Source organism: Streptomyces sp. NPDC096012 (assembly GCF_040426375.1).
Taxonomy (GTDB): domain Bacteria; phylum Actinomycetota; class Actinomycetes; order Streptomycetales; family Streptomycetaceae; genus Streptomyces.
This window is the reverse complement of record NZ_JBEOTD010000009.1, coordinates 19,341-44,501: the sequence shown is the minus strand read 5'-3', so window position 1 is coordinate 44,501 and position 25,161 is coordinate 19,341. Positions and strand designations below refer to the sequence as shown.

Annotated in this window: 16 protein-coding genes and 2 pseudogenes; 5 read left to right on the top strand and 13 right to left on the bottom strand. The window is 71.8% G+C overall.

All coding sequences use genetic code 11. The features are described from left to right. Positions 1-118: 118 nt before the first annotated feature. The 5 genes and pseudogenes from ABVB68_RS11895 to ABVB68_RS11875 form a co-directional block, all read right to left on the bottom strand. Entirely contained in the window at positions 119-979 is an 861-nt protein-coding gene (locus ABVB68_RS11895; protein WP_353600905.1) for a nuclease, read from the bottom strand. A gap of 131 nt (positions 980-1,110) precedes the next feature. After that, a pseudogene (locus ABVB68_RS11890) lies at positions 1,111-1,395 on the bottom strand (M23 family metallopeptidase); the annotation flags it as partial. Positions 1,396-1,503: 108 nt separating this feature from the next. Beyond that, positions 1,504-1,746, bottom strand: a pseudogene (locus tag ABVB68_RS11885) (peptidoglycan-binding protein); the annotation flags it as partial. Between the two features lie 18 nt (positions 1,747-1,764). After that, the gene (locus ABVB68_RS11880) at positions 1,765-2,457 is read right to left on the bottom strand and encodes a transglycosylase SLT domain-containing protein (protein WP_353600904.1); all 693 of its coding nucleotides are present in this window, start codon (positions 2,455-2,457) and stop codon (positions 1,765-1,767) included. Positions 2,458-2,626: 169 nt separating this feature from the next. Beyond that, positions 2,627-3,490 (bottom strand): peptidoglycan-binding protein, encoded by an 864-nt coding sequence (locus tag ABVB68_RS11875; RefSeq protein ID WP_353600903.1) that lies wholly within the window; start codon positions 3,488-3,490, stop codon positions 2,627-2,629. 577 nt (positions 3,491-4,067) lie between these two features. Between ABVB68_RS11875 and ABVB68_RS11870 the strand changes: the two genes are divergently transcribed. The 3 genes from ABVB68_RS11870 (at position 4,068) to ABVB68_RS11860 (ending at position 7,420) form a co-directional block, all read left to right on the top strand. Continuing rightward, positions 4,068-4,355, top strand: coding sequence for a hypothetical protein (locus tag ABVB68_RS11870; RefSeq protein WP_353600902.1), 288 nt, complete (start codon positions 4,068-4,070; stop codon positions 4,353-4,355). Positions 4,356-5,007: 652 nt separating this feature from the next. Next, positions 5,008-5,640: a lasso peptide biosynthesis B2 protein gene (locus tag ABVB68_RS11865; RefSeq protein ID WP_353600901.1), complete on the top strand. Its 633-nt coding sequence runs from the start codon at positions 5,008-5,010 to the stop codon at positions 5,638-5,640. Position 5,641: 1 nt separating this feature from the next. After that, positions 5,642-7,420 (top strand): asparagine synthase-related protein, encoded by a 1,779-nt coding sequence (locus ABVB68_RS11860; protein WP_353600900.1) that lies wholly within the window; start codon positions 5,642-5,644, stop codon positions 7,418-7,420. On the opposite strand, the gene ABVB68_RS11855 is transcribed toward ABVB68_RS11860, so the two are convergent. Together ABVB68_RS11855 and ABVB68_RS11850 are read right to left on the bottom strand one after the other, a co-directional pair. Next, entirely contained in the window at positions 7,404-8,723 is a 1,320-nt protein-coding gene (locus tag ABVB68_RS11855) for a hypothetical protein (protein WP_353600898.1), read from the bottom strand. The genes ABVB68_RS11860 and ABVB68_RS11855 overlap by 17 nt on opposite strands. A gap of 384 nt (positions 8,724-9,107) precedes the next feature. Further along, positions 9,108-10,256, bottom strand: coding sequence for a serine hydrolase domain-containing protein (locus tag ABVB68_RS11850; RefSeq protein ID WP_353600897.1), 1,149 nt, complete (start codon positions 10,254-10,256; stop codon positions 9,108-9,110). Between the two features lie 333 nt (positions 10,257-10,589). Here ABVB68_RS11850 and ABVB68_RS11845 point away from each other — a divergent pair, with 333 nt between their 5' ends. Beyond that, complete coding sequence (locus tag ABVB68_RS11845; RefSeq protein ID WP_055705189.1) at positions 10,590-10,760, top strand: DUF5670 family protein; 171 nt, start codon at positions 10,590-10,592, stop codon at positions 10,758-10,760. 432 nt (positions 10,761-11,192) lie between these two features. On the opposite strand, the gene ABVB68_RS11840 is transcribed toward ABVB68_RS11845, so the two are convergent. From ABVB68_RS11840 to ABVB68_RS11815, 6 genes are all read right to left on the bottom strand, one after another. Continuing rightward, on the bottom strand, positions 11,193-12,455 hold the full coding sequence (locus tag ABVB68_RS11840) for an MFS transporter (protein ID WP_353600896.1): 1,263 nt from the start codon (positions 12,453-12,455) through the stop codon (positions 11,193-11,195). A gap of 80 nt (positions 12,456-12,535) precedes the next feature. Continuing rightward, positions 12,536-14,770, bottom strand: coding sequence for an AMP-binding protein (locus tag ABVB68_RS11835; RefSeq protein ID WP_353600895.1), 2,235 nt, complete (start codon positions 14,768-14,770; stop codon positions 12,536-12,538). Continuing rightward, entirely contained in the window at positions 14,767-18,021 is a 3,255-nt protein-coding gene (locus tag ABVB68_RS11830) for an FAD/NAD(P)-binding protein (RefSeq protein WP_353600894.1), read from the bottom strand. The genes ABVB68_RS11835 and ABVB68_RS11830 overlap by 4 nt, the downstream gene beginning before the upstream one ends. Beyond that, complete coding sequence (locus ABVB68_RS11825) at positions 18,018-18,479, bottom strand: cobalamin B12-binding domain-containing protein (RefSeq protein WP_353600893.1); 462 nt, start codon at positions 18,477-18,479, stop codon at positions 18,018-18,020. The genes ABVB68_RS11830 and ABVB68_RS11825 overlap by 4 nt, the downstream gene beginning before the upstream one ends. A gap of 146 nt (positions 18,480-18,625) precedes the next feature. Continuing rightward, entirely contained in the window at positions 18,626-19,528 is a 903-nt protein-coding gene (locus ABVB68_RS11820; protein ID WP_353600892.1) for an EamA family transporter, read from the bottom strand. Positions 19,529-19,677: 149 nt separating this feature from the next. Beyond that, positions 19,678-20,637 (bottom strand): LysR family transcriptional regulator, encoded by a 960-nt coding sequence (locus ABVB68_RS11815; protein ID WP_353600891.1) that lies wholly within the window; start codon positions 20,635-20,637, stop codon positions 19,678-19,680. A gap of 327 nt (positions 20,638-20,964) precedes the next feature. On the opposite strand from ABVB68_RS11815, the gene ABVB68_RS11810 reads away from it, so the two are divergent. Further along, the gene (locus ABVB68_RS11810) at positions 20,965-24,966 is read left to right on the top strand and encodes a type I polyketide synthase (RefSeq protein WP_353600889.1); all 4,002 of its coding nucleotides are present in this window, start codon (positions 20,965-20,967) and stop codon (positions 24,964-24,966) included. The last annotated feature ends 195 nt before the right edge of the window (positions 24,967-25,161 follow it).

Here is a 25,161-nt window from a genome sequence, read left to right as displayed (position 1 = left end):
ACGGCCGCCCGCTGCTGAGCCGACGGCCGCCTACGGGTGTGCCGGCCCCTGAGCGGGACGCCGACAATGTTCCCGGCTTCTCGTCTCGTACGGCCGACTCCGCCGGAGACGGCCGGTGTCAGGCGTCCTCGAAGAGCAGGTCCTCGGGGGGATGCGTCATCCCTACGGTCTGGCCGTTCGTGGTCTCCACGACGCGCTGGAGGCCGAGGCACCGCTCGCCCGTGGCCAGGATGGAGAAGTGGTCCCCGACGCCCGCCAGGAAGGCCGGGAAGCAGGTCAGCGGCATGGTGAGCTGAAGGTAGTCCACCAGCCGGCGGAACAGCTTGGGGAGAAGTACGACGTCGTCCGTCAACGAGGCCAGACCGGTGATCTTCGCTCCGGTCGTGGTGACGTCGCTCGGCCACAGGCCCCGTCCCGCGTCTCGGGCCTCCTTGGCCACGGTGGTCATCTCCGCCCGCAAGCTGGTGAACAGGCTGCGGTAGAACGTCGGGTACACCAATCCCGTGGTGAGGAGATGGTGGTTGACCGTCGTCCTCAGCACGGCCGCGTCGACGTCGATCTCCAGGCCACTGGTCCCCGGGGGTGTTCCGCGCCCCGCCAGGGCGATGCAGCGGCCGTGGACATCGGTACCGCGGGTGAGGACGAACCCGGGAACCGTGTCCGGGGTGGTGGCGGTCACGCCCTCGTCCGGACCGCGCTGGACATCGGTGAAACCCAGCCAGCCCAACAACTCGTCGCGTGCGGCGTGAGCGAACTGCAGCGGCTGGTGGACACGGTTCGCGCCGTAGTGCGTCTCGAGTGCGTCGATCGCGTCCAGCCGCAGTTTCGCGCGGCCCGTCACGCTGTGCTCGACGGCGCGGCCCAGCCCGCCGCCGACCAGGCTCCACTCCGCGGGGTCCTCGGCCGTGAAATGGACCGTGTCTCCGTCCGGCTGCGAGCCTTTGATGTCGTAGAAGCCCTTGATGAGCAGCATGGGCATGGCGATTCCTCCGCGGATTCAACGATGCGTATTGCAGATGGCTGTAGCCGTAACCCCACCCGTACGGCTCGTCGACCTCTGTGACGAATGGCGTAGCTCCACCACTGATGCGCGTCACTGCGGGAGCACGGTCACCAGTTGGGAGGCATGTCGGACCCGAAACGGCCACCGGCCGGGCGCTTTTCGAAGTGCAGGTGGGGCCCGGTCGCATTCCCGGTGGAGCCCACTTTGGCGATCTGTTGCCCGGCCCGGACCGAACCACTGCTGACGTCACGCTCGGAGAGATGGCAGTACCAGTAGTCGAATCCGCCTGATCTCAGCACGAGGTAGTTGCCGAAGCTGCCGTCCTGCCCGGTGCGAACGGTGCCGTTGAGGACGGCGACACAGGGCGTACCCTTCGGGGCGGCGTAGTCCGCACCCGTGTGGTAGCCGAGACTCCAGTGGGGTCCCTTCTTGTGGTAGGAAGTCGTGACCGCGTGCCCCGGTACCGGAGCGGGGACGTGATGATCCCCGCCACTCGTCGCCGGGACGCGGAGCCGGTCCCAGGACTGCTGGCCGGGTGTGCCGTCGGCGTCACCCGCCGAGAAGCCGAGCTTGCGCTGCCAGGCGGCGTAGGACTGGCGGTCGGCGTCGGTCCACTCGGACCCCGGGCCCGTCTGGTACTTCCCGCACCCTTCCTCGACGAGGCGCTTCCCCATGGCGGTGATGACCGGGCTGTGCTGACCTTTGTGGAAGAACGCCGCTCCGGGGAACGGCTCTTGCGCAGGCATGGCGCTCTCCTCAATTCAATAGGGATGGGGCGGTAGGTGCGGATTCGCCTGCTGGACCCCCGAGATGTCTCCGTATCTCCGCCAGATGTAGTTGATGGCAGCTGCGATGTTCGCAACCGGGTCATAGATCCGGTTCGTCGTACCTGCCTCGTGATCGGCGGCGAAGGTGTCGGGAATCACTTGGGTGTACCCACGGGAGCAGTTGAGTCTCGCTCCGTCCACCTGCCGCGGCCCCGTGGCGTTCACATCGCTCTGGTTCACCGCGTTCGCGTCGAACCGCGATTCCCGCTCGATGAGGGTGAGCAGGTTCGCATCGTTGCCCACCCCGGTCACCCATTCCTTCGGGGCGGCTGTCAACTCGCACGCCTGCAACGCGAAGGCGCGGGCGGTGTCCTTGTCCTTGCCGATCCCGGTATTCCTTGTGTACTGGACGGCGCTCTTGGCGACGGACCCGGGATGCCGACAATCCACATGGAACCCGGCTCTGGCGCCGAGTTTCGTCAGAGACGAGCAGCCGGGGAATCCGTCCGCGGCCGATCCGGCGAAGCCGATGGACCGTTGCCAGGCCGCGTAGGCCGACTTCGTCTGCGGGCCGAACAAGCCCGTGGCTCCGTCAGGGATACGGAAACCAGCTGCGATCAGTGCGCTCTGCAGGGTCTTCACGTCATGGTTCGTCTTGCCGAACCGCACGTTCGAAAGGGAGACCATAGCGCCCCTCCTCCGCCGGGAGGTCGGTTCCGGCCGGCCACCGCACGTCGCCCACAGACGGGGCACTCCGCGCGAGAGTCTTCTTCTGGCCGCCGTTGCGCTTCAGTTCCAGCGTGCGCCTGCCTGGCCTGTCCTGCAAACGGAGCAACGTGTGTCGTGAGCCCTGCCGTCAGACGTTGGGGACCTGAAGTCTGTCCCAGCTCGACGGGCCGGGGATGCCGTTGGCGTCACTGCCGGCGAAGCCCAGCTTTCGTTGCCAGGCGGCGTAGGACCTCGCGTCGCCCGCCCCCCACACCTCGATGTCGCCGCTGGACTGGTACCGGTCGCAGCCCTCGGCTACCAGTCGGCGGTGCATCGCGGCGATGATCGGCGATTTCCGTCCGTCCAGGAAAAAGGATGCCCCAGGAAACGGCTCGAACGCCGGACGGACAGCGGGCCCCCCGCCCGGCCGGTTCGGCTGTGCCTGCACGAACACGGGCCAGGATCCGGGATCGACGTGGTTGTTCTCCGGGACATGGGCGTGCGCGTACCAGCCGCCCTGGGACCTCCAGACGCCCGGTGAGCGGACCGAGGTGAAACCGGTCGGAGGACCCATGGGCCAGGTGTCCGGCACACCCCAGGAGCGGACCCATGTGTTGAGTTCCCTCCAGCCCTTGCAGGGGGTGTCGGTAAGCCTGGCGAATGTACGGCCGTTGACACGACAGTGCGGGAAGAACAGAGCTTCGATCTGGATGACGACTTCACCCGCGCGGTTGGTGCGGGTGCCTCCGGGCCGGTCGTCGAGCGACTTGCTGCGGGAGGTGGCGGGGAAGAACTGGGCGAACGCGCCGGTGAAGGGATCCCACAGGAGATGCGGCGCCATGCCTTTTCCGCCGAGGGTGAAGAACCTCATGAGGTTGGCGAACGGCACGAGATCCTGCGGTGCTTCCGCGGAGGCATTCTTATCCGCCGTTATGTGCGCGATGGCTTTCGCCGGAAACGCCGGATCACATGGCGCGTGATCGCCAAGGTCCACCGTGACGGCTCCCGGCATCCATATCTCGGGCATGTCTCCAGAATGCCGAATGCGGCCCGGTTCCGCGAACGGTCCCCGCTGAGGTTCTCTGCCGCGGTGTCAGCGGCGGGCGTTTCGAACCCGTCGGGCGAGCGCGCCCACGGGTCGAGTCGTACGGGTCGACTCGGCGTGGCGCGGCCCCTCGTTCGTCGCGGCGCCGACGACAGCGAACCTCCTGCGGTTCGCCAGGACTCCTGAGCCGGCAGGTCGAGACTTCGAAACCCGTCAGCGGCACGGGAGTTGGTGCGTTGCCGCCACCGGTGTCGCCGCTCGATCAGGGGAGGACGCACGGAGAGTGCCCGTCGACTTCTCGCCGCTCACTCGGTGACGCGTGGGGGCCGGTCGGCTGCTGTCTGCGCGGAAGCACACGTACCGTTCCTCGCTCGCGATGGCCACCGGCCGGCGATAGAATTCACTCGAATGGTCAGTTCTCCGGAAGTTGATGTCATTTATGATCAATGAGATCAGCGGATTGTTCTCTACCTGAGAGGCGGTTCCCGGGAGCCGGCAGCGGCTACCGTGACCGGCCGACGTCGATGGCGCGGAGGAGAAGAGCGTGACGCAGCCGACAGGTGACGCGGGTCAGAGCAGGGACATCGCAGCCGAACGAAGCCTTCAGGCAACCCGCGCCTGGACGGGCCTGTCGGTCATCCTGCTCGGCGATCTGGCGATCACTCTCGCTGCGATCTGGGGTGTGAGCAGCACGGGCAGTGCGCAGACCGTGGCCATTCTCTCCAGCGCCTTCACCGCGGTCAGCACGATGACCACGGCTTACTTCGGCATCAGGGGTATCACCAACACCGCTCAGTCGTCCATTGACGCAGCACCGCCGCCGCAGTCCTAGCCGTTGACGTGACTCGGCTTCGTTCGGGCCCACGAGCGATGAGCCCGGCTGCGGATCGAGCCATTGCTCCCGGACCGTACGCCGAGGCGAGGTAGCCGGTGGCAGGATCGCCGCGAGGTGATCGACGCGACCGCCTCCACGTTCCAGATCGGAACGGAACGCGGGCCCTGCAGCAGTTCGTGAATCGGTGTGGGCCGGCCGTCCGGCATCAGCGGGTGGGGGAGTGACCCACGCCTGAGTTCCTCGGCTCGGCTGCACGGGCCCGCCACCGGCTCGCGGGGCGGAACCCCCCTGCATCCGCCGCCGGCCGACCGCAACCCGGGCGGACAACCGTGACGGTGGGCAAAGCCCCCGCATGCACGGCATGTTGACGGAGTGTGGTCCTGTGCGGCGGCCGCGCTCGTGGAAGCCCGGCCCGATCGGCGTCGGCGGTCCGGTTGCGGGGCATTCCGGCCAGAGTAGCCTGGAGTTGATCCGGCCCTGCCCGATCCGGAGGTGGGCGATGTTTCTCCGATTTCTGCGGCGTCGTCAGGCGCACCGGCTGGTCCTTCTCGGCGACGGCCGTCTGATCCGGGGCTTCAGCGGCGGACTCTACGACGGTCACGGTTACCTGTCCTGACGCCGTTCACGGTTGAACGTTGGAGGAAGTGCGGTGACTGAGGACACCCGTGCCATGGCAGCCATGGCAGCCATGGCGAGGATCCTGTCACCGCACTGCCGTGTCACCGGGATGTCCGGCGGAGCGCTGATCGCGGACTGGAAACGGACCCGCTTTCTCGGGATGCCGACGGCGGACCTCCGCAAGTTCGCCGACGGAACCCCCGAGGAGCGTGCCGAGCTCGTCACCGTTCTCCTGCGAGCCGGCTGTGTCCGGGACCGCCGCAAGCAGCATGCCGACGCCGGTGTCGGGCCCTGGTTGCGCGGAGTGCACCTGCTGATCCGGACCGTGGGATTCGGGCGGGTCCTGCGGCTGCTGTCCCTGGCCGCCCCGGAGTACGTCCGCGCGGACGTGCCGTCCGCGGAGGAGGTCCTGCGGCTGAAGCGGGCCGTGCAGGCACACAGCCGCCGCAGCTGGCTGGTCGACGGCGACTGCAAGTCCGAGGCGGTGACGGCGTTCGTCCTGCTGCGCCGGTCCGGTCTGGAGGCCGTACTCCATGTCGGCGTGCGCGAGCACCCGTTCGCCCTGCACGCCTGGACGGCCTCGGCCGGTCTGTGCATCCCGGACGCCGACCCGCAGGGGCACGCCTTCGACCCGGTCCTCTCCATCGACGGCGGGGGACGGTGACATGGACGCCCTCCGCCTCGAGTGGGCGGGCGGCGCCCCGAGACTGCGGGCCGCGGACGCCATGGCCAGTCGGGGACTCGTGACGACGGTCTCCTCGCCGGCCGGCACCGCGGCCGTCGTCGGCTGGGTGGGCTCGGCCCGCGACCGGGTGACGGGCGCACACGCCCTCCTCGACGCCTGCGACCGGCACGGAGCGGTCCCGCCGACGCAGGCCGGTGACTACGCGGCCGTGCTGGTGTGCCGCGACCGCATCCTCCTGATCCGCGACGAGCAGGGACGCATTCCCCTGTTCTTCAGGGTGTCCGGGGGCCGCGTGAACGCCGTGAGCACGTCCGCCCGAGCCCTGGGCGGCGCCGACGGGCTGGACCCCCGCTACTTCTGCCGGTACCTCACCGGGAACATGGCGCAACCGCACACGGACCTGACTCCGTTCACCGGCGTCCACCGCGTCCTCGGCGGTGAGGTGGTGGAGCTGTCCCTCAGCGGACAGCTGCGCGGTCGTACGCCGCGCCACGCCCGTCCCGGCACCGACGCGCCCGTGTGGACAGCCGATGGACCCCGTCTCGACGAGGCCGCGCAGGGCCTGCGCCTGGCGCTGGAGAACGCCGTCGGACGCCGTATGGGCGCGACGACGGCATGTCATGTCTCGGGCGGCACCGACTCCACGGGGGTCGCGCTGCTCGCCGCGCGCCTGCTGGGCTCGGGGACCCACGGCCCCGGGGAGCTGGTCCTGCTCGCCGGGCGCTTCTCCCAGGGGGAGCTGGCCATGGAGCAGCCGTACCTCGGCCTCGCGCTGGAGGCGATCCGCCGTCACGCCCCCGCCGCCCGCCCGGTGATCGTCGACGCGGACGACGTGGCCGACTTCGACGACTTCCGGCACCACGCGGGAGACGCGGACGAGCCTCACGCGCACGCGTTCCGTGCCCCGTTCTGGAGCACACTCCACGGCGAGGCCGCGCAGCTGGGCTGCGACACCCTCCTGACCGGTTGCGGGGCCGACCCGGTCGCCGACGCCAACCCGTTCCACCTGCACAGGCTCGCGCGCACGGGCCGGCTCCGGCAGATGACCCGGCAGGCACGCGCCTGGGCCGAGGGGAGCGAACGGGGCCTGCGGGACGTCGTCCACTCCTACGTGGTCCGGCCGACTCTCCCGCTCACGGCCGAACGGATCACCGCACTGTCCCGGGGCGGAACGGTGCTGGGCGGACTCGGCGCCTTCGGCCGCCCCCGATGGGTGCGGCCCGGATTCGCGCGGGCTCACGGGTTGCGGGAGGCCCGCGTCGCGGAGAGCCGCTTCGTGTTCGGGCGCAGACCGGAAGAGTCGCTGTACGACGCCGCCAACTACCTCGCCGCCCCCGACCCGCTGTCCTGGCACCGGGCCGGGCAGGACGGGTTCTTCCTCTCACACCCCTTCCTCGACCCCGAGGTGGTCGCCACGATGAGCCGCCTCCCCGCCGCGGCCACGTTCCGGCCGGGCCGTCCGAAGGCCGTTCTCCGTGAGGCCCTGGCGGACCTGCTTCCGGCGCCGATCCGCGGCAGGGCGGTCAAGGTCCCCTTCGACGACCTTTACGCCCGCGGGCTGCGCAGACACGGCGACGAGCTCATCGCCCTGTGCCGCTGTGCCCGGCATCCGCTGGTCACGGAGATGTTCGACATCGAGACGCTGTGCCGGGCCGTGCGGGAGGCGCAACTCGGCATCGGCGACGCGCACTCCTGGGACCGGATGAACAGCTCACTCGCGCTGGTCGCCTGGCTGGAGGGGCTCAGTGCTGGCTCTTGATGTCCCACAGGGTCCGCTCGACGGGGCCGGCGAAGAGATCGACGAGTCCGTACCGGCTCACCAACGCCCGCTGGTCCTCCCCGGACAACTGGCCACTGTCGTCTTCGCCCTTGCGTGTGATGCTCGACTGCAGACTGGCGCCGTGCGTGCCGAACGTCCAGTAGAGGCTGACGAAGCGCGGCTCCCTGATGGTTTCGTCGATCGCGTTGTTCTCGTGGACCCGAGCACGGTAGACGAGGGAGTCGAGTCCCTTCTTCTGCTGCTGGGCCTTCACCCATTTCGGGACGTCGCCACGACCCCAGGAGGTCGCCACGAAGTTGAGCGGTGGCTCAAGGACGAGCTGATCCTTGCGCGCAAGGCTCGCGCTGGCGTAGTAGGCCACCTGGTCGTACCGCGTGTCCAGGGGTAGTTGCACCACCATGCGCGTGGTGAAGGCGTCGCTCGGCTCGATCCAGTTTCCGGGCTGCATCCAGGGCTTTGCCTCCACCAGTTCGCCGGGCTGGTGGATCTCCCTGCGGGAGAGCGGGTTCATCTCCCCCGAGGAGTGGGCGAACTGCTCGGCATCGCTTCGCCACTGCTGGCGGAGGCGGTCCTTGGGGCTCAGCCCCACTCGTTCCCCCATGGCGTGGACTTCCGTACCGAGCACGTAGAACCCCACATCGGCGTGGTTCTGGATCGTGATGTCGACCGGTACGGCGAACGCCTTGCGGTCCTGGCTCAACACAGCCTTGTCCACGGACAACGTGATGAGAGGCCTGGTCTCGCGCCGGTAGGGCAGGTAAAGGTTCTGATAGCCGAAATTGGCGACGGCGAGGATCGAGGAGACGACCACCGCAGCGGCCACCCGCTTCGGGGCGGGGACCGTGACCGACGTCCGCCACACGGCGTACAGAGCCCACGCCGCCGCCGCCGTGAATACGCCGAACACCACGGGGAAGACCACCAGATCGCCGCTCTTCAGCGTCCTGAGCAGGAGCATGGCGTCGGTCAGGAGCGCCAGGAACACACCGACCAGGGTGAGCAGGCCGGAGTACTGGAAACTGTGCCCGGTCCAGTGGTCCACCGTCGCGCCGACGGCCAGGAGCGTGGTGAAGGCGATCGAGATGAAGACGGCACCGGTGAGGCGACCGGGGAAGGTCAGGGCATGGGCGAAGTTGCCGAGACCGAACCAGGCCAGCAGCACCGTGGTCGCGACGAGGACCAGCAGGATCACTGTCATGTCGAGCCGGGCCCGCGGGGTGTTCAGCGAGGGCCGTAACACTTTCGGGCGCAAGCCGTTGTGCGGCTTGGGAGGAGTCCGCACCCGATACCTCCTGAGACCGAGACCGTGCCGGGACACACGTGTGCGGCGCGGCCGCGGGGGATCCGCTGCCGTGCCGGGGGTTTCGTCACCATCGTCCGTGGTGATCCACCGGGGCGCCATCGGACGCCCCCGGACGTGGGACCTCCCCCGTGCCCGCGCGGTTCAACCAGGCGGGTTCCGCGACCTTGCCGTGGGGCCAACCGGCGTGTCTGCCGGGCGTGCTGAAGGAGGCCTGGCCGGGGATGCCGACGGCGTCGGCTCCCTTGTAAGCCCTGGGCGAGGTGCTGCTCGCCGCCACGCTGCAAGGTGCGATCTTCTTCGGAGTCGAGTTCGCGGCCCTGTCGCTGGGCGCGCCCTGTCAGGCTACGGGCGTGAGATGCGGTGTCAGGCGTCCGCCGCGTACCGCCAGAACTCCGTGATCACCGGTGCGGGCGCCGGACTCATCGCTGCCACCTGAGTCAGCAGGATGGTGACCGCCCCCGTGGCCGGGATGACGTGCGCTGCCGTGCCCGTGCCTCCGACCCAGCCGTAGCGGCCGGGGGTATTCCACGGGTTGGTCCGGTCGATGTCGACCGAGCCGCCGAAGCCCCATCCTTGGCCCTCCAGGAACAGCCGGCCGATGTCGCGCTGCGCGGGATTCGTATGGTCCGTGGTCATCATGCGTACGGAGTCGGCGGCCAGCACCCGGCGGCCGTCGGCCGCCACCCCGCCGGCCAGCAGCATCCGGCAGAAGGCCAGCCAGTCGTCGGCGGTCGAGGCCAGTCCGCCGTTGCCGAGAGGCAGCACGGGCAAACTGCTCCACTCACCGTCCGGGCCGTCGGCGAGCTCCAGGCTGCCGTCGTCACCTGGCCTGTAGAAGCTGGTGAACCGGTCCCGCTTGGCGGCCGGCACCTCGAAACCCGTGTCCACCATGCCCAGCGGCCTGAAGATCCGGTCCGCCAGGAACTCCGGCAGCGACTGTCCGGTGACCCGTGAGATCAGCACCCCCTGCAGCACGGAGCAGGTGTCGTACAGCCAGGCGTCGCCCGGCTGGTACAGCAGCGGGACACCGCCGAGCGCCGCCATCCACTCGTCGGCCGGTGGGAAGTTGCTCGGCACCCGGCCGTCCTTTTGGACCGTGAACAACTCCTGTACCGCCGGCAGCGTGAAGTCGGAGGGGAAACCGTACCCGGTCTGGGAGGCCAGCACGTCGAAGACGGTGATGGGCCGGATGGCCGGCACCACGTCGTCCACCGGGCTCGTCGGCGTGCGGACGACCATCGGCTTCCCCAGCTCTGGCAGCCAGATCCCGATCGGGTCGTCCAGCGCGATCCTGTTCTCCTCCACGAGGATCAGCAGTGCCGCGGCGGTGACGGACTTGGTGATCGAAGCGACCCGGAAGATGGAGTCCCTCGCCATGGGGGCGCCGCCCGCGGCGTCCTGCGACCCGGTGGCCACAACCTCGACCCGATCACCCCGGGCCACGAGGCCGACCGCTCCCGGCAGTGTGCCGGCACCGACGTGGGCTTCGAGCAAGTCGTGCAGGGTGGTCATGAGGCCGCCTTCCGGAAGATCGCTGTCGAAGGACAGACTCCCGCACGGGCCGGGAATCATCGGCGTCGACTTCTGACCTTGCCCGAGCAGATCGCCGTGTGCAGCCGCGACTCGACGGGGTCCTTCCGCCTATTGCCCCCGCCGCCCGTCCGGTGACCCGGGTCCCGGGCATGCCGTGCCGCCTGACGAGGCCGGAGGCCCCGTACGGCGTGGCGGCGCCGGGACACCGTGCACGGCGGCCCGCATATGCCCCTGACCTTTCGAAATAAACAAACAGTTTATGTGCTTGTAGGTGGGATGTAAGGGCATCCGGTGGCCAGGAGGTTGATAACTATGGTTCCCCTGCTTCTGGTTCTTCTGCTGGCTCTGATCCTCTTCGGCGCGGGCTTCGCCCTGAAGGCACTGTGGTGGATCGCGGTGATCGTGCTCATCGTGTGGCTGCTGGGCTTCGTCGTCCGTTCCGCGGACAGCGGCGGGCGCAGGGGCCGCTGGTACCGCTGGTAGACGCACGACACCCGCGCGATCAGCGCGCCGCGCGCGCAACGCGTTGGGGGCCCGGCCGGATACGGCCGGGCCCCCAACGCGTTGAGAAGACATCCTGCCCGGCGATCGGAAGGATCGGGCTTATCGGACGCACCGTAGGGTACGTGAAACGTACAGCGGCCGCGCAGACCCAGCAGTGGAACCCTGCTCCTCCTGTCTGCGGGGCCGCTGCACACTGCGTGACGCAGCACCCTCATCCTCCGCCCGCCGCTCCACCGACTGTCCTGTCCGGCCTCTGCCGCAGCGCGGTCGCGTGACGGCCGCCTCCGACCGGATGACGAGTGCAAGCGGACCGGCCGTCGGATGTCGTGTGCCTGTCGGTCGGCCCCGGTGCCGCGACCGGAACTGCGTCGTGGCACCGGGGCCGGCCTGGGCCGGGCGCGGGCGTCCCGCCTACCTCCCCTCGCGGGGCATGACCACCGCGGACAGCACGGCGGGCACGGCTCCGACGAGGAGCATGACCACGGGCCAGGACGTGGCCGAGAGGATCCCGGGGATGATGAGCGGCGTGAGGAAGGCGCCGGCGAACACCATCGTGTTCTCCAGCCCGAGGGCGGTCCCGGAGCGCTCCTTGCCCGCCATGATCGCGATCTCGGCGTAGTGCACGCCGTGCCAGCCGCAGGAGAGAAGGCCGGCCACCACCATCAGCGCGGCCGCGATCCACGAGGGTCCGGACCGGCACAGCGCGAGCCCGACGAAGCAGGCGGCGATGACCCAGCTGTAGACGATGACGATGCTCCGACGGTGCCGGCCGCCCCGGTTGTCCGTCCAGCGGCCGCTCCACACCCGGGAGACCGCGCCCAGCGCCTGGACGGCGAAGAGCAGGCCGGCGATGGCGGTGATGCCGATGTGATGCTCGGTGTGCAGGTAGATGGCGGCGAACGACAGGACGGTGAACTGCGGGAAGTCCAGCAGGAAGGCGCTCAGCGAGATCCGCCAGATCTTCCAGCGGCGCAGCGGGCTGACGCCGGCGTCGCGGTGCCCCGCGGGCGGCAGCGGGGGCTCGTCCAGCCAGCAGACGATGGCGACGGTGGCGGCGAGGGCGAAGACGGTCAGGAAGCCGAACACGCCCCGGAAGCCGACACTCATGGCGAGGGCGGGCAGCGCGAGCGCACCGATGGCGCCGCCGAGGGGGACGGCCGCGACGCGCAGGCTGATGGCGAAGCCGTGGTTGCCGGGCGGGAACCAGCCCAGGACCGCCCGGCCGGAGGCGCTGTTCACGCAGCCGCCGAGCGCCCCGGCGAGGAGCAGGACGGCGGACAGCAGCCAGGACGGCGGGGTGTACCCCGTCGTGGGGACGAGGAACGCGGTGGCCGCGCCGAGGCTCACGGTGGTGCCCGCCAGGCCGGTGACGAGCACGGCCCGCTCGCCGAACCGGTCGGTGAGCACGCCCCAGACGATCTCCGTGACCGCCGCACCGCAGGTCAAGGCGGCCAGCACGAGGCCGAGTTGGCCGGTGGAGTAGTGGTAGTCGGACTGGAGGACCGCGCTGGCCATGGGGATCCCCTGGAAGGCCGCGCTGAAGGCCGCCTGCGCGATGATGCCGATGCCGAGGATGCCCCACTTGTATTGGGGGGAGTGGGTCTTGCCCGACCTGCCGACGGGCAGCGGGACCGCCGTGTGGGCGACCGGTGCCGTCGTGATCTGCTGGGACATGGTCTTGGGGTGCTTTCTACTCAAGGGTGATCGAGGGGGACGAGGGGGACGAGGGGGCCTGTCGGGGAGGCAGGTCGGGGTCAGGAAGTGAGGAGCGGCGCGCCGTCCAGGGCGAGTCCGGTGTCCGGGAGTTCGCCGGGCGGCAGGGGTTCGGTGCGCTTCTCCCGGATCACCAGCAGGGTGCAGCCGTGCAGGCTGCTGACCCGGTGCACGCTGCCGGGCTTCTCGAGGACGAGGCAGCCGGGGCCGTAGACGTCACCGTTGTCGTTGCGCAGTTCGCCGTCCACGACGACGATCAGCTCGTAGCCGAGGTGGCGGTGGAGGTCACCGTGCGCGCCGGCGCCGAATCGCGCGAGGTAGGCCTCGGCGCCGTCCGGGCCGGTGTCCTCGGCGGTGTAGAGCCAGTGCACGTCGACCGCCTGGCGTCCGGGCTGGACATAGGCTTGCCAGGTGAGCCGGTCGAGGTCGGGGGCGTTCAGGAGGTCGCGGACGACCAGGACGTCACGGCGCCGGGGCGGGGGGGCGGTCACGGTCATGGGGCTGCCTTTCGGCTCGGAGTACGCGGAGTACGCGGCGAGCTCGGAGTGCTCGGAGTGCTGGGAGTGGGAGAGGCCGGGTGCGCTGCCACCCCCGGTGACGCGCAGGTGCGCGCTCACTTCGGAGCGGCGGATCTTGCCCGATGTGGTGCGGGGCAGCGCGTCGGCGAAGGAGACGCTGTGGACGCGCAGGGCCCGGGTGACGTGGAGGTCGACGTGGTCGAGGAGTTCCGCCTGCGTGGCGTCGGCGCCGGGCTCGAGTTCGACCACGGCGTGCGCGGCGAGCGTCAGCGCGGGGTGCGGCACGGGGACCACGGCGGCGGCGCGGACGGCGGGGTGTGTGCGCAGGATCGCTTCGAGTTCGTACGGGGAGACGCGGTGCCCGCCCGACTTGAAGACGTCGTCGCTACGTCCCAGGAGCCGTACGTAGCCGTCGCAGGCCAGGACGGCCGAGTCGCCCGTCGCGTACCGGTCGGCGGTGAGGACCTGCCGGGTGCGCTCGGGGTCGCCGTCGTAACCGGTCATCATGCCCACGGGCCCGTCGGCGAGTTCGACGTACAGCTGCTCGTCCCGGACGCTGAGGTTCCAGCCGGGCAGCGGCTTGCCGAGCCAGCCCGGCTTGTGAGGCAGTCCCGGGGTGGTGCCGACGAGGGCGGTCGTCTCCGTCTGGCCGTAACCCTCGCGGACGGTCACGCCCCACTCGGCTTCGATGACCTCACCGACGTGCTGGGCGAGCGGTTCGCCGGCGGTGGTCGCCTCACGCAGCCGGGGCTGGGCGGTCGAGGCGTGCGCGGCGAGCCGCGTCCACTGGGCCGGGGGAGCGCACAGGCTGGTGATGCCCCGGTCCCGGAGGAGCCGCGGCAGGTGCCCTGGGTCGACGTGCGCTGCGGGTGGGACGACGAGGGTCGCCTCGGCGGTGAACGGGACGAAGAAGCTCGACCAGGAGTGCTTGGCCCAGCCGGGCTCCGAGATGTTGACGTGCCGGTCGCCGGGGATCAGCCCGTTGAAGTACATCGAGGACAGGTGTCCCACCGGGTACGACGCGTGGGTGTGGACGACGAGTTTCGGCGCCGAGGTGGTGCCGGAGGTGAAGTAGGCGAACGCCGTGTGGGAGGCCGGGGTCGGACCGGTCGGCAGGTAGGAGGCGGAGACCTGGTAGGAGTCGTCGTAGGGGTGCCAGCCGGTGACGTGGGCGCCGACCGCGATGCGCGTCAGCGGGGTGTGCGGGACGGAGTCGCACGAGGCGAAGAGGGGAGCGAGCTCGCTGCGGCAGATCACGTGGCGGACCCGGCCGCGCCCGATCCGGTCGGCGGCTTCCGTGCGGGTCAGGGAGGTGTACGTCGGGATGGCCACGGCCCCGGTCTTCAGGCAGGCGAGGAGCGTCTCCCACAGCTCGACCTGGGGGCCCAGGACGATGAGGACGCGGTCGCCGCGCCGGACGCCGGTGCGGGTGAGCCAGTTGGCGAGCTGGTCGGAGCGGGTGGCGAGGTCCTGGTAGGAGATGCGCTGGTCCCGGCCGTCGGGCCCGATCAGTTCCAGGGCGGTGCGCCGGTTGTCCCGGGCGATGACGTCGAACCACTCCAGTGCCCAGTTGAAGTGGGTCATCCGGGGCCAGGTGAAGGCCCGGCGGGCGGCCTCGTGGTCGGCGCGCAGGTCCAGCAGGAGGTCCCGGCCGCGCCGGAAGGCGGCGTGGGCGGGGGTACGGCGGTGGGTCCAGTAGGAGGAGGCGCGGCCGTCGGCGAAGGGTGCCGTGCCGCGCTGGTCTCGGGCCGTCGTCATGCTCGGGCTCCTTCCAGCGTCCGGGCGGCGGCGGGCCGGGGAAGCGCCGCGAGCGCGTCGTGCGCGATGGCGTCGGCATCGCCGGTGAAGTCGGTCCAGGGACCGGGCCGCGCGGACCCGACCTGCATGAACCAGCGCTGTCCCTCGGAGGGGATGCCCAGGACGTACACGCCGTCGGCGGGAGTTCCCGCCACGGTCACGGGCCGGTAGGGCACCGCCGTCGTGGCCACGCCCGCGGTGACGGGACTGCCCTCGCCCTGGCGGTTGGTCCAGGGCGTCCACAGGCCGCTGCCGCGCAGGTGCCGGGTGAGCGGCGCGGTGTCGCGGTCGAGGTCCGGCGCGGGGATACGGGCGTCGACGAGGGCCTCGCAGTGGTGCAGGGAGCCCTCGACCTGCCGGGAGCGGACGGTGAAGCGTCCGCCCGCCCCGTCGGCGGCGAACTCGGCCGACGGACCGGCGACCCGCAGGACGCCCGCGTCGAGCAGGGCGCGCGTCTGCCGCAGCCGCTGTGCGGGGGGCCCGGCGGCCAGGAAGGAGCTGAGCGGCGCGAACCAGCCGAGGAAGTCCTCGCGGTGCGACGCGGCGGTCAGGCCGTCGAAGTCGACCGCGCGCCGGATGGTGCCGCGGACGTCGCGCAGGACGTCCAGCGCCGCCTTGCGGGGCCCCTGGAAGTTGCCCCGTCCGGCGTGTTCGAGGTCGTCGTCGATCAGCTGCCGCAGGGCGGCGTGGAACGCGGCCGGGCTGCTGAAACCGCGGCCGGCGAAGGGACGCGCCAGGTCATCGACGTCCAGCGGCGGCAGACCGTCGACGCCGAGCCGCTCGGCCGCCGCGCGCACGATCTCGTCCGCCGCGTCGGCTGCCGCGCCCTCGACCAGGGCGGCGGCGCGCGCCAGGAACTCCCGCTCCGCGCGGTCCCCGAGCCGGGCGCGCACCTCGGTCCCGTAGTAGACCAGCTGCATCTCCGCGTGCAGCCACGGCCAGACCTGCGCACGGAAGTCGAGCGGACGGCCGGGGGCGCGCAGGGCCGCGATCCGCTCCGCGGTGAACAGCCGCGCCGTGTAACGCCACGTCGGGCCCTTCTGGTTGAGACCGCGGGCCGGCAGCGGCGCCCCGGACCGTGAGCCGGCCACCAGGACGGGTTCGAGACCGGAGGGCAGGTACCGCAGGCTGCGGTCCGGGCCCTCGCGGAACCGGCCGTCGCGGCCGGTGGTCAGGGCGGCGACGATGTCGTAGAACGTCAGCCCCATGCCGAGCACCGCCACGCGGGCACCCGGTGCGATGCGCTCAAGCGGCATGTCGGCGGCGCTGTCGCCGCGGACGTACTCCAGCCGCGGGCTGCTCGCGGCGAAGTCCGCGAAGCGGGCCTGGTCCGGCGACAGTTCGGTCAGCGGGTGGCCGGTGGCCAGGACGACCCGGTCGGCGTCGATCAGTTCGCCGTCGGCGCACCGCAACTGCCAAGCCGCGCCGCTGCGTTGCATCCCGGTGACGTGCCCGGTGTGCCGGCGCAGCGTCGCACCGGCCGGCAGGGAGTCCTGCACCGTCTGGAGGAAGAACCGCAGGTACGCGCCGTAGAGGGCACGAGGGGCGTAGGCGTTGGGGCCCGGGTAGCAGGGGTCCTCGGTGGCGGCCCACCACTGGGCCAGCGTCGGGCCCGCTCCGGCCCGGGCCGGGCCGTCGTCGGCGGGGCCGGAGAACATGGTCACTTCGCCGCAGGCGGTGTTCATCAGGAAGACGGGGTTCTGGTCGGTGCGCCACACACGTCCCGCGCCGACCTCGTCCTTGTCGATCAGGACGATCTCCACGGCCCGGTCCGGAGTCTCGTCCCGCAGACGGGCCACGAGACGTTCGACGACGGCGAGACCGCGCGGGCCGGAACCGACGACCGCGACCCGGTGCGGGGCGGTGACCTGCGCGCGGGGGCGGGTCAGGAGCGCCGCCGACCGGTCGTGGGTGTCCGCGGTGAAGCGCAGCATGCTCAGCAGCCGGCTGGAGGTGACGACGTGGTGGGTGCCCGCGGGCGCGGGCAGGGGCATGGCGCCCGTGTCGGCCCACACCAGCCGGCCGTCGTCACCGATCGCTCCGCGTGCCGCGCCCGCGTTGTCGCGGTGCAGGCAGAAGGGCACGTCGAGCGTGCCGGACGCGAAGGCGGCGCGCAGGCCCGCGCCGATGTCGGAGCCGTGGTCGAGGACGGCGGTGATCAGCCGCAGCGCCTCGCTGTAGACCGTCTCGTAGTCGACCTGGCGGGCCCACGGCAGGGGGCAGTCGTCCCGGAGGGCCTCGCGGGACACCCGGGCCGCCCGCTCCAGGGCCGCGACGTTCTCGGCGACGGTGGGGATGCGGTGCGCTTCGGCGACCGTCTTGACGATCAGCCGCTGTGCGCCGCCGCGCACGGCGAGCTGGGCCGAGGAGTCCAGGAGCAGTTCCGCCCCGGCCTCGGTGGCGGGGTAGACGCCCATGTAGGTGTAGAGCACCACGTGCCGTGCGACATGGGCCGGCAGGAAGAGGTCCGCGAGGTGGTGCAGGGCGGCCAGCGCCTCGACGTCCTGCACCGCGTTGGTCTGCTGGGCGTAGGACAGCGAGACGGAGGTGATCCCGTTACGGGCGAAGAACATCGCTTCCAGGACGCTGATCGCCACGAGCAGCGAGGGCGGGCACATCTGGCCGAGCATGCAGCCACCGAAGGTCTCCAGGTGGGCCCGCATGCCGTGCTCGGCGGCCTGTTCGGCGAGCTGCTGGGTCGCGTCGGTCCAGGCGGGCACCGCCTCGGCGAGCGGGCGCCGGGAATAGGGCAGGCAGTAGGAGACGGGGCCGCCTTCGGAGGCGGCCATTCCCGCCGCGACCATCGCGTCGAAGATGTGGGCGGGCCGGGCGGAGCCGTGCCGGACCTGGACGGGGACGCCGTCGGCGGCGCGGGCGACCTGCGCGGTGAGGCGCGGCCCGTGGTTGACGAGCGGGAACCCGTTCAGCGCGCGGCCGGCCGCCAGGGCCGCCTCGGCGCCGGCGATGTCCTCGACCCGGGTGTAGGAGTCGATGGTGAGCGTGGCGAGCGTCCTGGCGCGGGCGGTCGCGACGGCCGCCAGGCCGTCGGCCATGCTCCGCGGGTCCGACATGCCCATCCGGGGCTGTACGACCAACTGGCCCGCGTGCGCGGCCTGTTCCACGTAGGTCTGCATGTCGGGGGTGCTCCCGGACGCTTCCGGGGTGCCCTGGAGAGGTGCTGCGGCGGCGCCCTGGGGGCGTATGCCGCTCATGCGGCGACTCCGGCGATCCCGGGGCGCTGTCCCGTCATCCGCTGCAGCGCGGTGCCGAACTCGGCCGGATCCGCGCCGTCCGTGAAGACGGCGTCGAAGCCCTCCGCGACCAGCTCGTCGGCGAGGCGGGGCTGGGCGGCTCCCTGGATGCCCAGTTTGCCGCCGATCATGACGGGGACCGCGGCCAGGGCCGGGTCGCTGTCCGTCCGCAGCGTCCTGATGAGCCGGCGGCCGTCGATGTGACCGTGCCCGTTCACCGAGGAGATGACGACGGCGTCGGGCCGCTGGAGGCGCACCTGCTCGACGAGTTCGGCGTCGGGCACGCACGGCCCGAGGTTGACCACGTCGTAGCCGCGCTCTTCGAGCAGCAGTTGGAGGAACACCAGGTTCCAGGTGTGGGAGTCGGAGGAGACCGTCGAGAGCAGGATGCGTTTCGCTCTGGACTGGATGGGACGCACGGGTAGGACCTCCTGTCGAGGGGCCGCGGTCTGCCGCGGCACATCGAAGATCTCTGGTTCCGGGGTTCGGGCCCAGACCGATTCGGCAGTCGTGAACCGCGGTTCGGGGATGCCGTACCGGCCCGCGCCGCGGGCCGGCCGGCGCACTACGCTCGGAGCGTGCCCGGTGGGGGCGGGGCCGGCTGCTCCGCCGGTTCCCCGTCGGGAACGTGGCGTCCGCAGACGATGACACCGGTGATCACCAGCAGGGCACCGCAGCACTGCAGGAGCGTCAGTTCCTGGCCGAGCCACAGGTAGGCGACGACGCTGGTGGCGACGATCTCGAAGGTGCCGAGCATGCTCACGCGCGTCGGCCCGAGGACGCGTACGGCACGGAGCACGAGAGCGAACGGAGCGGCCATCCCGAGGACGCCGATCAGGGTGAGCGGCACGAGGGTGCGCGGCTCCCACGCGCTGCTCTCGATGCGCCACGGAGGCTGCACGCAGCACCACGCGAGGGCGGCCACGAGCGAGCCGTACAGGGTGGAGGTGCCCGCGGGCACGGCACCGCCGAGGGAGCGCCCGCACACGAGATACAGGATGTAGGAGGCGGCCGTGGCCAGTCCGAAGACGAGACCGAGGGGGTCGAGACGGCTCAGCTGCGCACCGCCGACGCCGACCATCAGCACCACACCGCCGAGGGTGAGGGGCAGGGCCACCAGGATGCTCGTGGCCGGGCGGCCGCGCCGGCGCACGGCGTCGGCGGCGGTCAGCCAGGCGGCGGCGCTGTACTGCAGCACCAGGGCGACGGCCAGGGGGAGCCGGGCTATCGCCATCGAGTAGCAGTAGATGAGCGCCGCCAGCGCCATGCCGAAGACCGCCACCCGCGGCAGGCTCCGCCACGGCAGGCGCAGCAGATCGCGGCGGACGAGGCCCAGCCCGGCGAACAGGCTCACGAAGCCGAAGAGCATGCGGAACTCGGTCACGGTGACCGCGCCGACGCCCCGGTCGATGACTTCGCGCGAGGCCGTGCCGCTCAGGCCGAAGAGCACGCACGCGGTGACGACCATGAGGCAGCCGGACGTCCCGGCCCGGCGGAGGCCTTTGCGGTCCAGGGCGCCGAGGGGGCCGCGGGTGAGCGGTTTCGCGGGCCCGGGTGGCGTGGGCCGGGCGCCCGGCGCCGTGCCGCCGCCTCCTCGGTCCGGCCGGGGGCGCGGGCTCAACTCGCGGTACCGGTCGTGACGTACGCGGGACGCGGCCGGGCGGACGGGAGGTCCCGCGGCACGGTGGGCGCGAGGGGCTGCGGCGGGCGCAGCCGTCGCAGGTGCGGGACCACGTGCGGGGGTGTGACCCCGGTGTTCCAGATCAGCTCGGTCATCACCGGGGGCAGCGCCGGCAGCGGCAGCTTCACCAGCTGCCCCGACTGCAGTTGCGGCCCCACCGCCACGGCCGGCACCACGCCCACGCCCATGCCGCCCAGCACGGAGGACTTGACGCCGTCCACGCTGCCCACCTGCTGGACCTGGACGCGTCCGAGGTGGGGGAGTGCCTGCCGCTCGGCGATCTCGCGGTAGACGCAGCCCGGCGCGGTGACCAGCAGCCGCTGGGGGCGGGCCACCTGTTCGGGCGTGCCGACCAGGACGACCTGGTCGGTCCACAGGTGCCGGCGGTCGTCCTCCGCGGCCGGCCGCGTGGCCGCGGGCACGGCCGACGGGTCCGCTGCGGGGACGGTCGCCGAGTTGACGAGGGCGGCGGACAGCTCGCCCCGGCCGACCTGGTCCCGCAGCTCGGCCACCGAGCCGACGAACACCTGGGTCTCCAGGTGGGGCATGAGCCGGCGCAGGGTCCGCAGGAAGCTCGGCAGGCGGTAGGTGCACACGGACGCCGTCGCGCCGATGCCGAGGCTGCCGGGGCGGTCCTCCGCGGCGGCCGCCACCGCCGCCTGCGCCTGGGCCAGCTTGTCGAGGATGTCGGTGGCGTACTCCAGGAAGCGGGCGCCCGCCTTGGTGAGCCGGTTCACGGTCGCCCCCCGCTCCAACAGGGAGGCGCCGAGGGCGCGTTCGAGCCCCTGTAAGTGGCTGGTGACGGTCGAGCGCGCATAGCCGAGCCGGTCCGCGGCCTCGGCGAGGGTGTTGCTCTGGGCCACGGCCACGAACGTTTCCAGTCGCTGGACGTCCACGGTGCGGTCTCCTTCCGGTCGGTCCCCCGGGGGCTTTCGCCACCCCGTCCGCCTCTGTACGAGGATCTTGAGCCAAGATTAGATCAGACCTCATCCATGTACTCAAGTACATAGATATCCGCCGGGGGAAGCGTGGGCAAAGATTTGCTTAACCCCGGAAACAAAATTGACCCCGAGTGTATCTTTGTATCGGACTGCACGGAGTGGCCATGCCCTCCGCTGCTCACGTACGGGGGAGGGTGGTCTCCCCATGCCCGAGAGAAGGGGGACAGTTGTGCGCGCTGCGCGTACGACCGAACGGGCCGCGGTGGCCGTCGTGGGAATCGGATGCGCGTTCCCGGGAGCGAAGGGCCCGACAGCGTGACCCTCGTGCCCGCCGACCGGTTCGACATCGCCGAGCACTACTCCCGCGACCCGCAGGAGCCGGGCCGGACCGTCTCCCGGCACGGCGGCTTCCTCACCGACGCCTTCGCGTTCGACGCCGGCTTCTTCGGCATCTCACCTGCGGAGGCGGCCGGGATGGACCCACAGCAGCGCCTCCTGCTGCAGGTCGCCTGGGAGTCGCTCGAGGACGCGGGCCTCACACCCTCGGCCCTCGCCGGCTCACGCACCGGTGTCTTCGTGGGTCAGGCCACGGCCGACTACGACGAGGTCCACCACCCCCTCGACGCACGCACCACGGTCCGGGGCGCCGCGGGCCGGAGGTTACGGGCCGTCACCGCCGGCCGTGTCTCCTACGCCTTGGACCTCCGCGGCCCGAGCGTCGTCCTGGACACCGCCTGCTCCTCGTCCCTCGTCGCCGTCCACGCCGCCCGGCAGAGCCTGCTCGCCGGCGAGAGCGACCTCGCCCTCGCCGGCGGCGTCAACCTCATCCTGTCGCCGCAGGACGCCATCGTGTACTCGCAGAGCGGCATGCTCTCGGCGGACGGGCGGTGCAAGTTCGCCGACGCCTCGGGAGACGGCTTCGTCCGCAGCGAGGGCGTCGGCGTGGTGGTGCTCAAGCGGCTGCCCGACGCCTTGCGCGACGGCGACCAGGTGCGCGCGCTCCTCCTGGGCACCGCTGTCTGCAACGACGGCAGGGGCAGCGGACTTCTGCTCAAGCCCGCCGAGTCCGGACACGTCGCCGCGATCGAGGAGGCCTGCGCGGCGGCCGGCATCTCACCCGGCCAGGTCGACTACGTGGAGGCGCACGGCACGGGAACGCCGGTCGGCGACGGTGTGGAACTCGCCGCGCTCGCCTCGGTCCACCGCGACCGGGACGCCGGCCGTCCGCTGCGGATCGGGTCGGTGAAGACGAACATCGGCCACCCCGAGGCCGCGGCCGGGATCGCGGGCCTGATCAAGGCGGTGCTGATGGCCGAACACGGCGTCATCCCGGCGTCCCTGCACTGCGCCGAGCCCCACCCGCTGCTCGCCTCGGGAACGCTCCCCCTCCGGCTGGTCACCGAGAACGAGCCCCTGGCCGGCAACGGCGACGGTGCCCGCATCGGCGTCACCTCCCTCGGCCTGTCCGGCACCAACGCCCATGCCATCGTGGCCGAGTACACCCGGCCCGCCGAGTCCACCCAGCGCACCGAGTCCACCGAGCGCACCGAGTCCACCGACGGGGCGCACACCGGCGCAGGCGCGGTGGAGCCCACCGGGCAGGAGCACCGCCCGCAGCGGCGGCCGCTGCTCGTCCTGTCCGCCCGCACACCCGCCTCCCTGCGCGGCCTCGCCCGCGCCTACGCCTCCCACCTGCGCGGCCCGGGGAGCGCCACCCCCCTGGCCGGCCTGTGCGCGGCCGCCGCCCTGCGCCGGGACCACCACCCCTTCCGCCTGTGGGTGACGGCCGCGACGCACGAGGGGATGGCGGACCGGCTGCTGGCCCTGGCGCGAGGGGAGGCGATCACCGACGGCGGCACCGGGGAAGCGGGCTTCGACACGGACCGGCGCACCGCTCTGGTGTTCCCCGGACAGGGCTCGCAGTGGCAGGGAATGGGTCGTGGCCTCCTGGCCTCGTCACCCGCCTTCCGTACGACGCTTTCTCGGTGCGCGGACGCCGTGCGCGCCGAACTGGGCTGGTCTCCCCTGGAGTTGCTGACCGACGACCGCGCCCACCTTTCCGACGACGTGCAAACGGTGCAGCCCCTGCTGTGGGCCGTGGAGGTGGCGCTCGCCGCCGCACTGCGAGAGGCGGGACTACGGCCCGACCTGTGCATCGGCCACAGCATGGGAGAGGCGGCCGCAGCCCAGGTCAGCGGCGCTCTCACCCTGCGGGACGCGGCAGCGGTGATCTGCCGCCGCAGCCGGCTCATGAGCCGGGCCGCCGGACGCGGGGGCATGCTGCTCGTCGAGCTGTCCGCGGACGAGGCCCAGCGAATCATCGCGAACGCCCACCCCGGCATCCGCGTGGCGGCAGAGAACGCGCCGCGGGCGACCGTGCTCGCCGGTCCCGGCGACCAACTGGCCCACCTGACCAGCGCGTTGGAACGGCAGGGCGTGGCCTGCCACCCGGTCCGCGTCGACGTGCCCTCCCACTCCCCGGCCATGGAGGAGATCCGCCAGGACCTGCTCGACTCCCTCGCCGGCCTCACCCCACGACGGCCCGAGCTGCCCATGATCTCCACCGTGCGCGGTCACGACCTGGTCGGTGCCGGCGGTGACTCCGTACCCGACGCCGCCTACTGGGCGGAGAACCTGTGCGGTCCCGTGCACTTCACGCGCGCCGTCAGGGCGGCGGCGAAGGCGGAGGACACCGTGTTCGTCGAAGTCAGTCCCCATCCCCTGCTGTCCGGCGGCATCAAGGACACCCTCTGCGCGCACGCGGCGGGCGGTGCCGTCGTGGCGACCCTGCGCCGGAACCAGGACGAGCCGGACGCGCTGGCCAGGACCGTCGGGCAGGTCTACGCAGCGGGCGCGAGCGTGGACTGGACCCGCTGGTTCGACCGGGAGATGACCCCGGGCGTGCGCCTGCCCACCTACGCCTGGGACACCCTCGACTACCTCCCCGCCACCTCGGCCCCCCGGGCCCAGGCCCCGGGCGTCCGCACGCGCACCCTCCCCCTCGCCGACTGGGCGGCCGGCGACTGCCGGAGCCACGTCCTCACGGTGCGGGGGAGCACCCCCGTTCCCGCCGTCGTCCACCTCCTCGCCGCGATCGACGCGGTGCGCGACGTCTGCGGCCACACGACTCCGGTCCTGCGCGCCGTACGGCTGTCCCCGCACGTCGTGGACGCACGCGGGACCGCCGCCACCGCGCTCACGGTCGAGATCGGCGCGCCCGCCCGCGACGGGGGCCGCCCGGTGTCGGTCACCTCCACCCGCGCCGGTGAGACCGTCCCGCACGCCGAGGGTGAGGCCGTAGCGGCGGACGCCGCCGAGGGCACCGACGCGACCGCCGTACACGCGGTACTGGACGCGGCGTTGGCCCGCTGCACCACGTATCTGCCGCGCGACCGCTTCGAGGCGCAGGCCCGTCGGCACGGCGTCACGATCGGAGGCGGCCTGAGCTCGGTGGAACAACTGTGGTGCGCTGAAGGCGAGTTCGTTGCGCGCGTCGGGCGCCCCTTGCTGCAGGGTCCGGCGGCCTGGGAAGCGGGGCTGCTGCCGCTGGTCTCCGCGTGGCCCGAGGCGCTCGGCTCCGCGTCCGCCCGCCGGGCCGCCGCGCCGGACACCGGGGGTGAACCTCTCTACGTCCCCGAGGAGTTCGGCGAGGTCCGCGTGCTCGGCGACCTGCCCGAACGCTTCTGGAGCGTCGGCACGTGCGCGCCGGCCGGCCCGGACTCCGCCCTCGCCGACGTCCGGCTGTACGCGCCGGACGGCGGCCTGCTGGCCTCCTTCACCGGCATACGGCTCCGGCGGCTCCCCGCGGAGCCGGCCCCGAGACCGGGGTCCGTGATGCCGTCCGTCGGTGCGGTGGCGGGCTGGCTCACCGAACGGCTCCTGCCGCCCGTGGTCTCCCGGACCCTGCAAGGGATCGGTTCCGCGCTCCTGGGCGCCATGACGGCGAAAAGTGACGCCCCGGCGGACACCGCAGCGTGCACCACGCCGGCCGCCAGCCCCCTCACCGTCGCCGAGCCCTCGCAGCCGGCGGACCCGGATCGGTCCCGGAGCCGCACGGCGCCCGATCCCCACCAGGCACTGCTCGACCATGCCGCCGGCCTCCTCGGGCTGCCTGCCTCCCAGATGGACGTCCGCCGCCCGCTGAGCGCCCTCGGGCTGGACTCCCTGATGGCCGTGCACCTGCGGCAGCGACTGCTGGCCGATCACGGCATCGACGTCCCCGTGGGGCGCCTCCTGTCGCAGCAGCCGATCGCGGACCTCCTGGGCGAACTCACCGCGGCGTAAGGCGGAGAGAGACAGGGCGGCCGACACCCCCGGAACCCCAGGGGCCTGTCGGCCGCCCTGCCGCATCCCGGAAAGGTCGACTGTAAACCATGAATGAACTGTGGTATAAGAATGCGTAGGGCCGGGGCCCGAGCAGTCGGCAACCGGTGAGTGCGAGAACGCAGGAGAGTCCACCCGACATGTCACTGCACAAGC

Coding starts and splice junctions, on each gene's coding strand:
- ABVB68_RS11895 (WP_353600905.1), bottom strand. CDS start 979: ATGCCCATGCTGCTCATCAAGGGCTTCTACGACATCAAAGGCTCGCAG.
- ABVB68_RS11880 (WP_353600904.1), bottom strand. CDS start 2,457: ATGGTCTCCCTTTCGAACGTGCGGTTCGGCAAGACGAACCATGACGTG.
- ABVB68_RS11875 (WP_353600903.1), bottom strand. CDS start 3,490: ATGCCGGGAGCCGTCACGGTGGACCTTGGCGATCACGCGCCATGTGAT.
- ABVB68_RS11860 (WP_353600900.1), top strand. CDS start 5,642: ATGGACGCCCTCCGCCTCGAGTGGGCGGGCGGCGCCCCGAGACTGCGG.
- ABVB68_RS11850 (WP_353600897.1), bottom strand. CDS start 10,256: ATGACCACCCTGCACGACTTGCTCGAAGCCCACGTCGGTGCCGGCACA.
- ABVB68_RS11845 (WP_055705189.1), top strand. CDS start 10,590: ATGGTTCCCCTGCTTCTGGTTCTTCTGCTGGCTCTGATCCTCTTCGGC.
- ABVB68_RS11840 (WP_353600896.1), bottom strand. CDS start 12,455: ATGTCCCAGCAGATCACGACGGCACCGGTCGCCCACACGGCGGTCCCG.
- ABVB68_RS11835 (WP_353600895.1), bottom strand. CDS start 14,770: ATGACGACGGCCCGAGACCAGCGCGGCACGGCACCCTTCGCCGACGGC.
- ABVB68_RS11830 (WP_353600894.1), bottom strand. CDS start 18,021: ATGAGCGGCATACGCCCCCAGGGCGCCGCCGCAGCACCTCTCCAGGGC.
- ABVB68_RS11820 (WP_353600892.1), bottom strand. CDS start 19,528: ATGGTCGTCACCGCGTGCGTGCTCTTCGGCCTGAGCGGCACGGCCTCG.
- ABVB68_RS11810 (WP_353600889.1), top strand. CDS start 20,965: ATGCGCGTTCCCGGGAGCGAAGGGCCCGACAGCGTGACCCTCGTGCCC.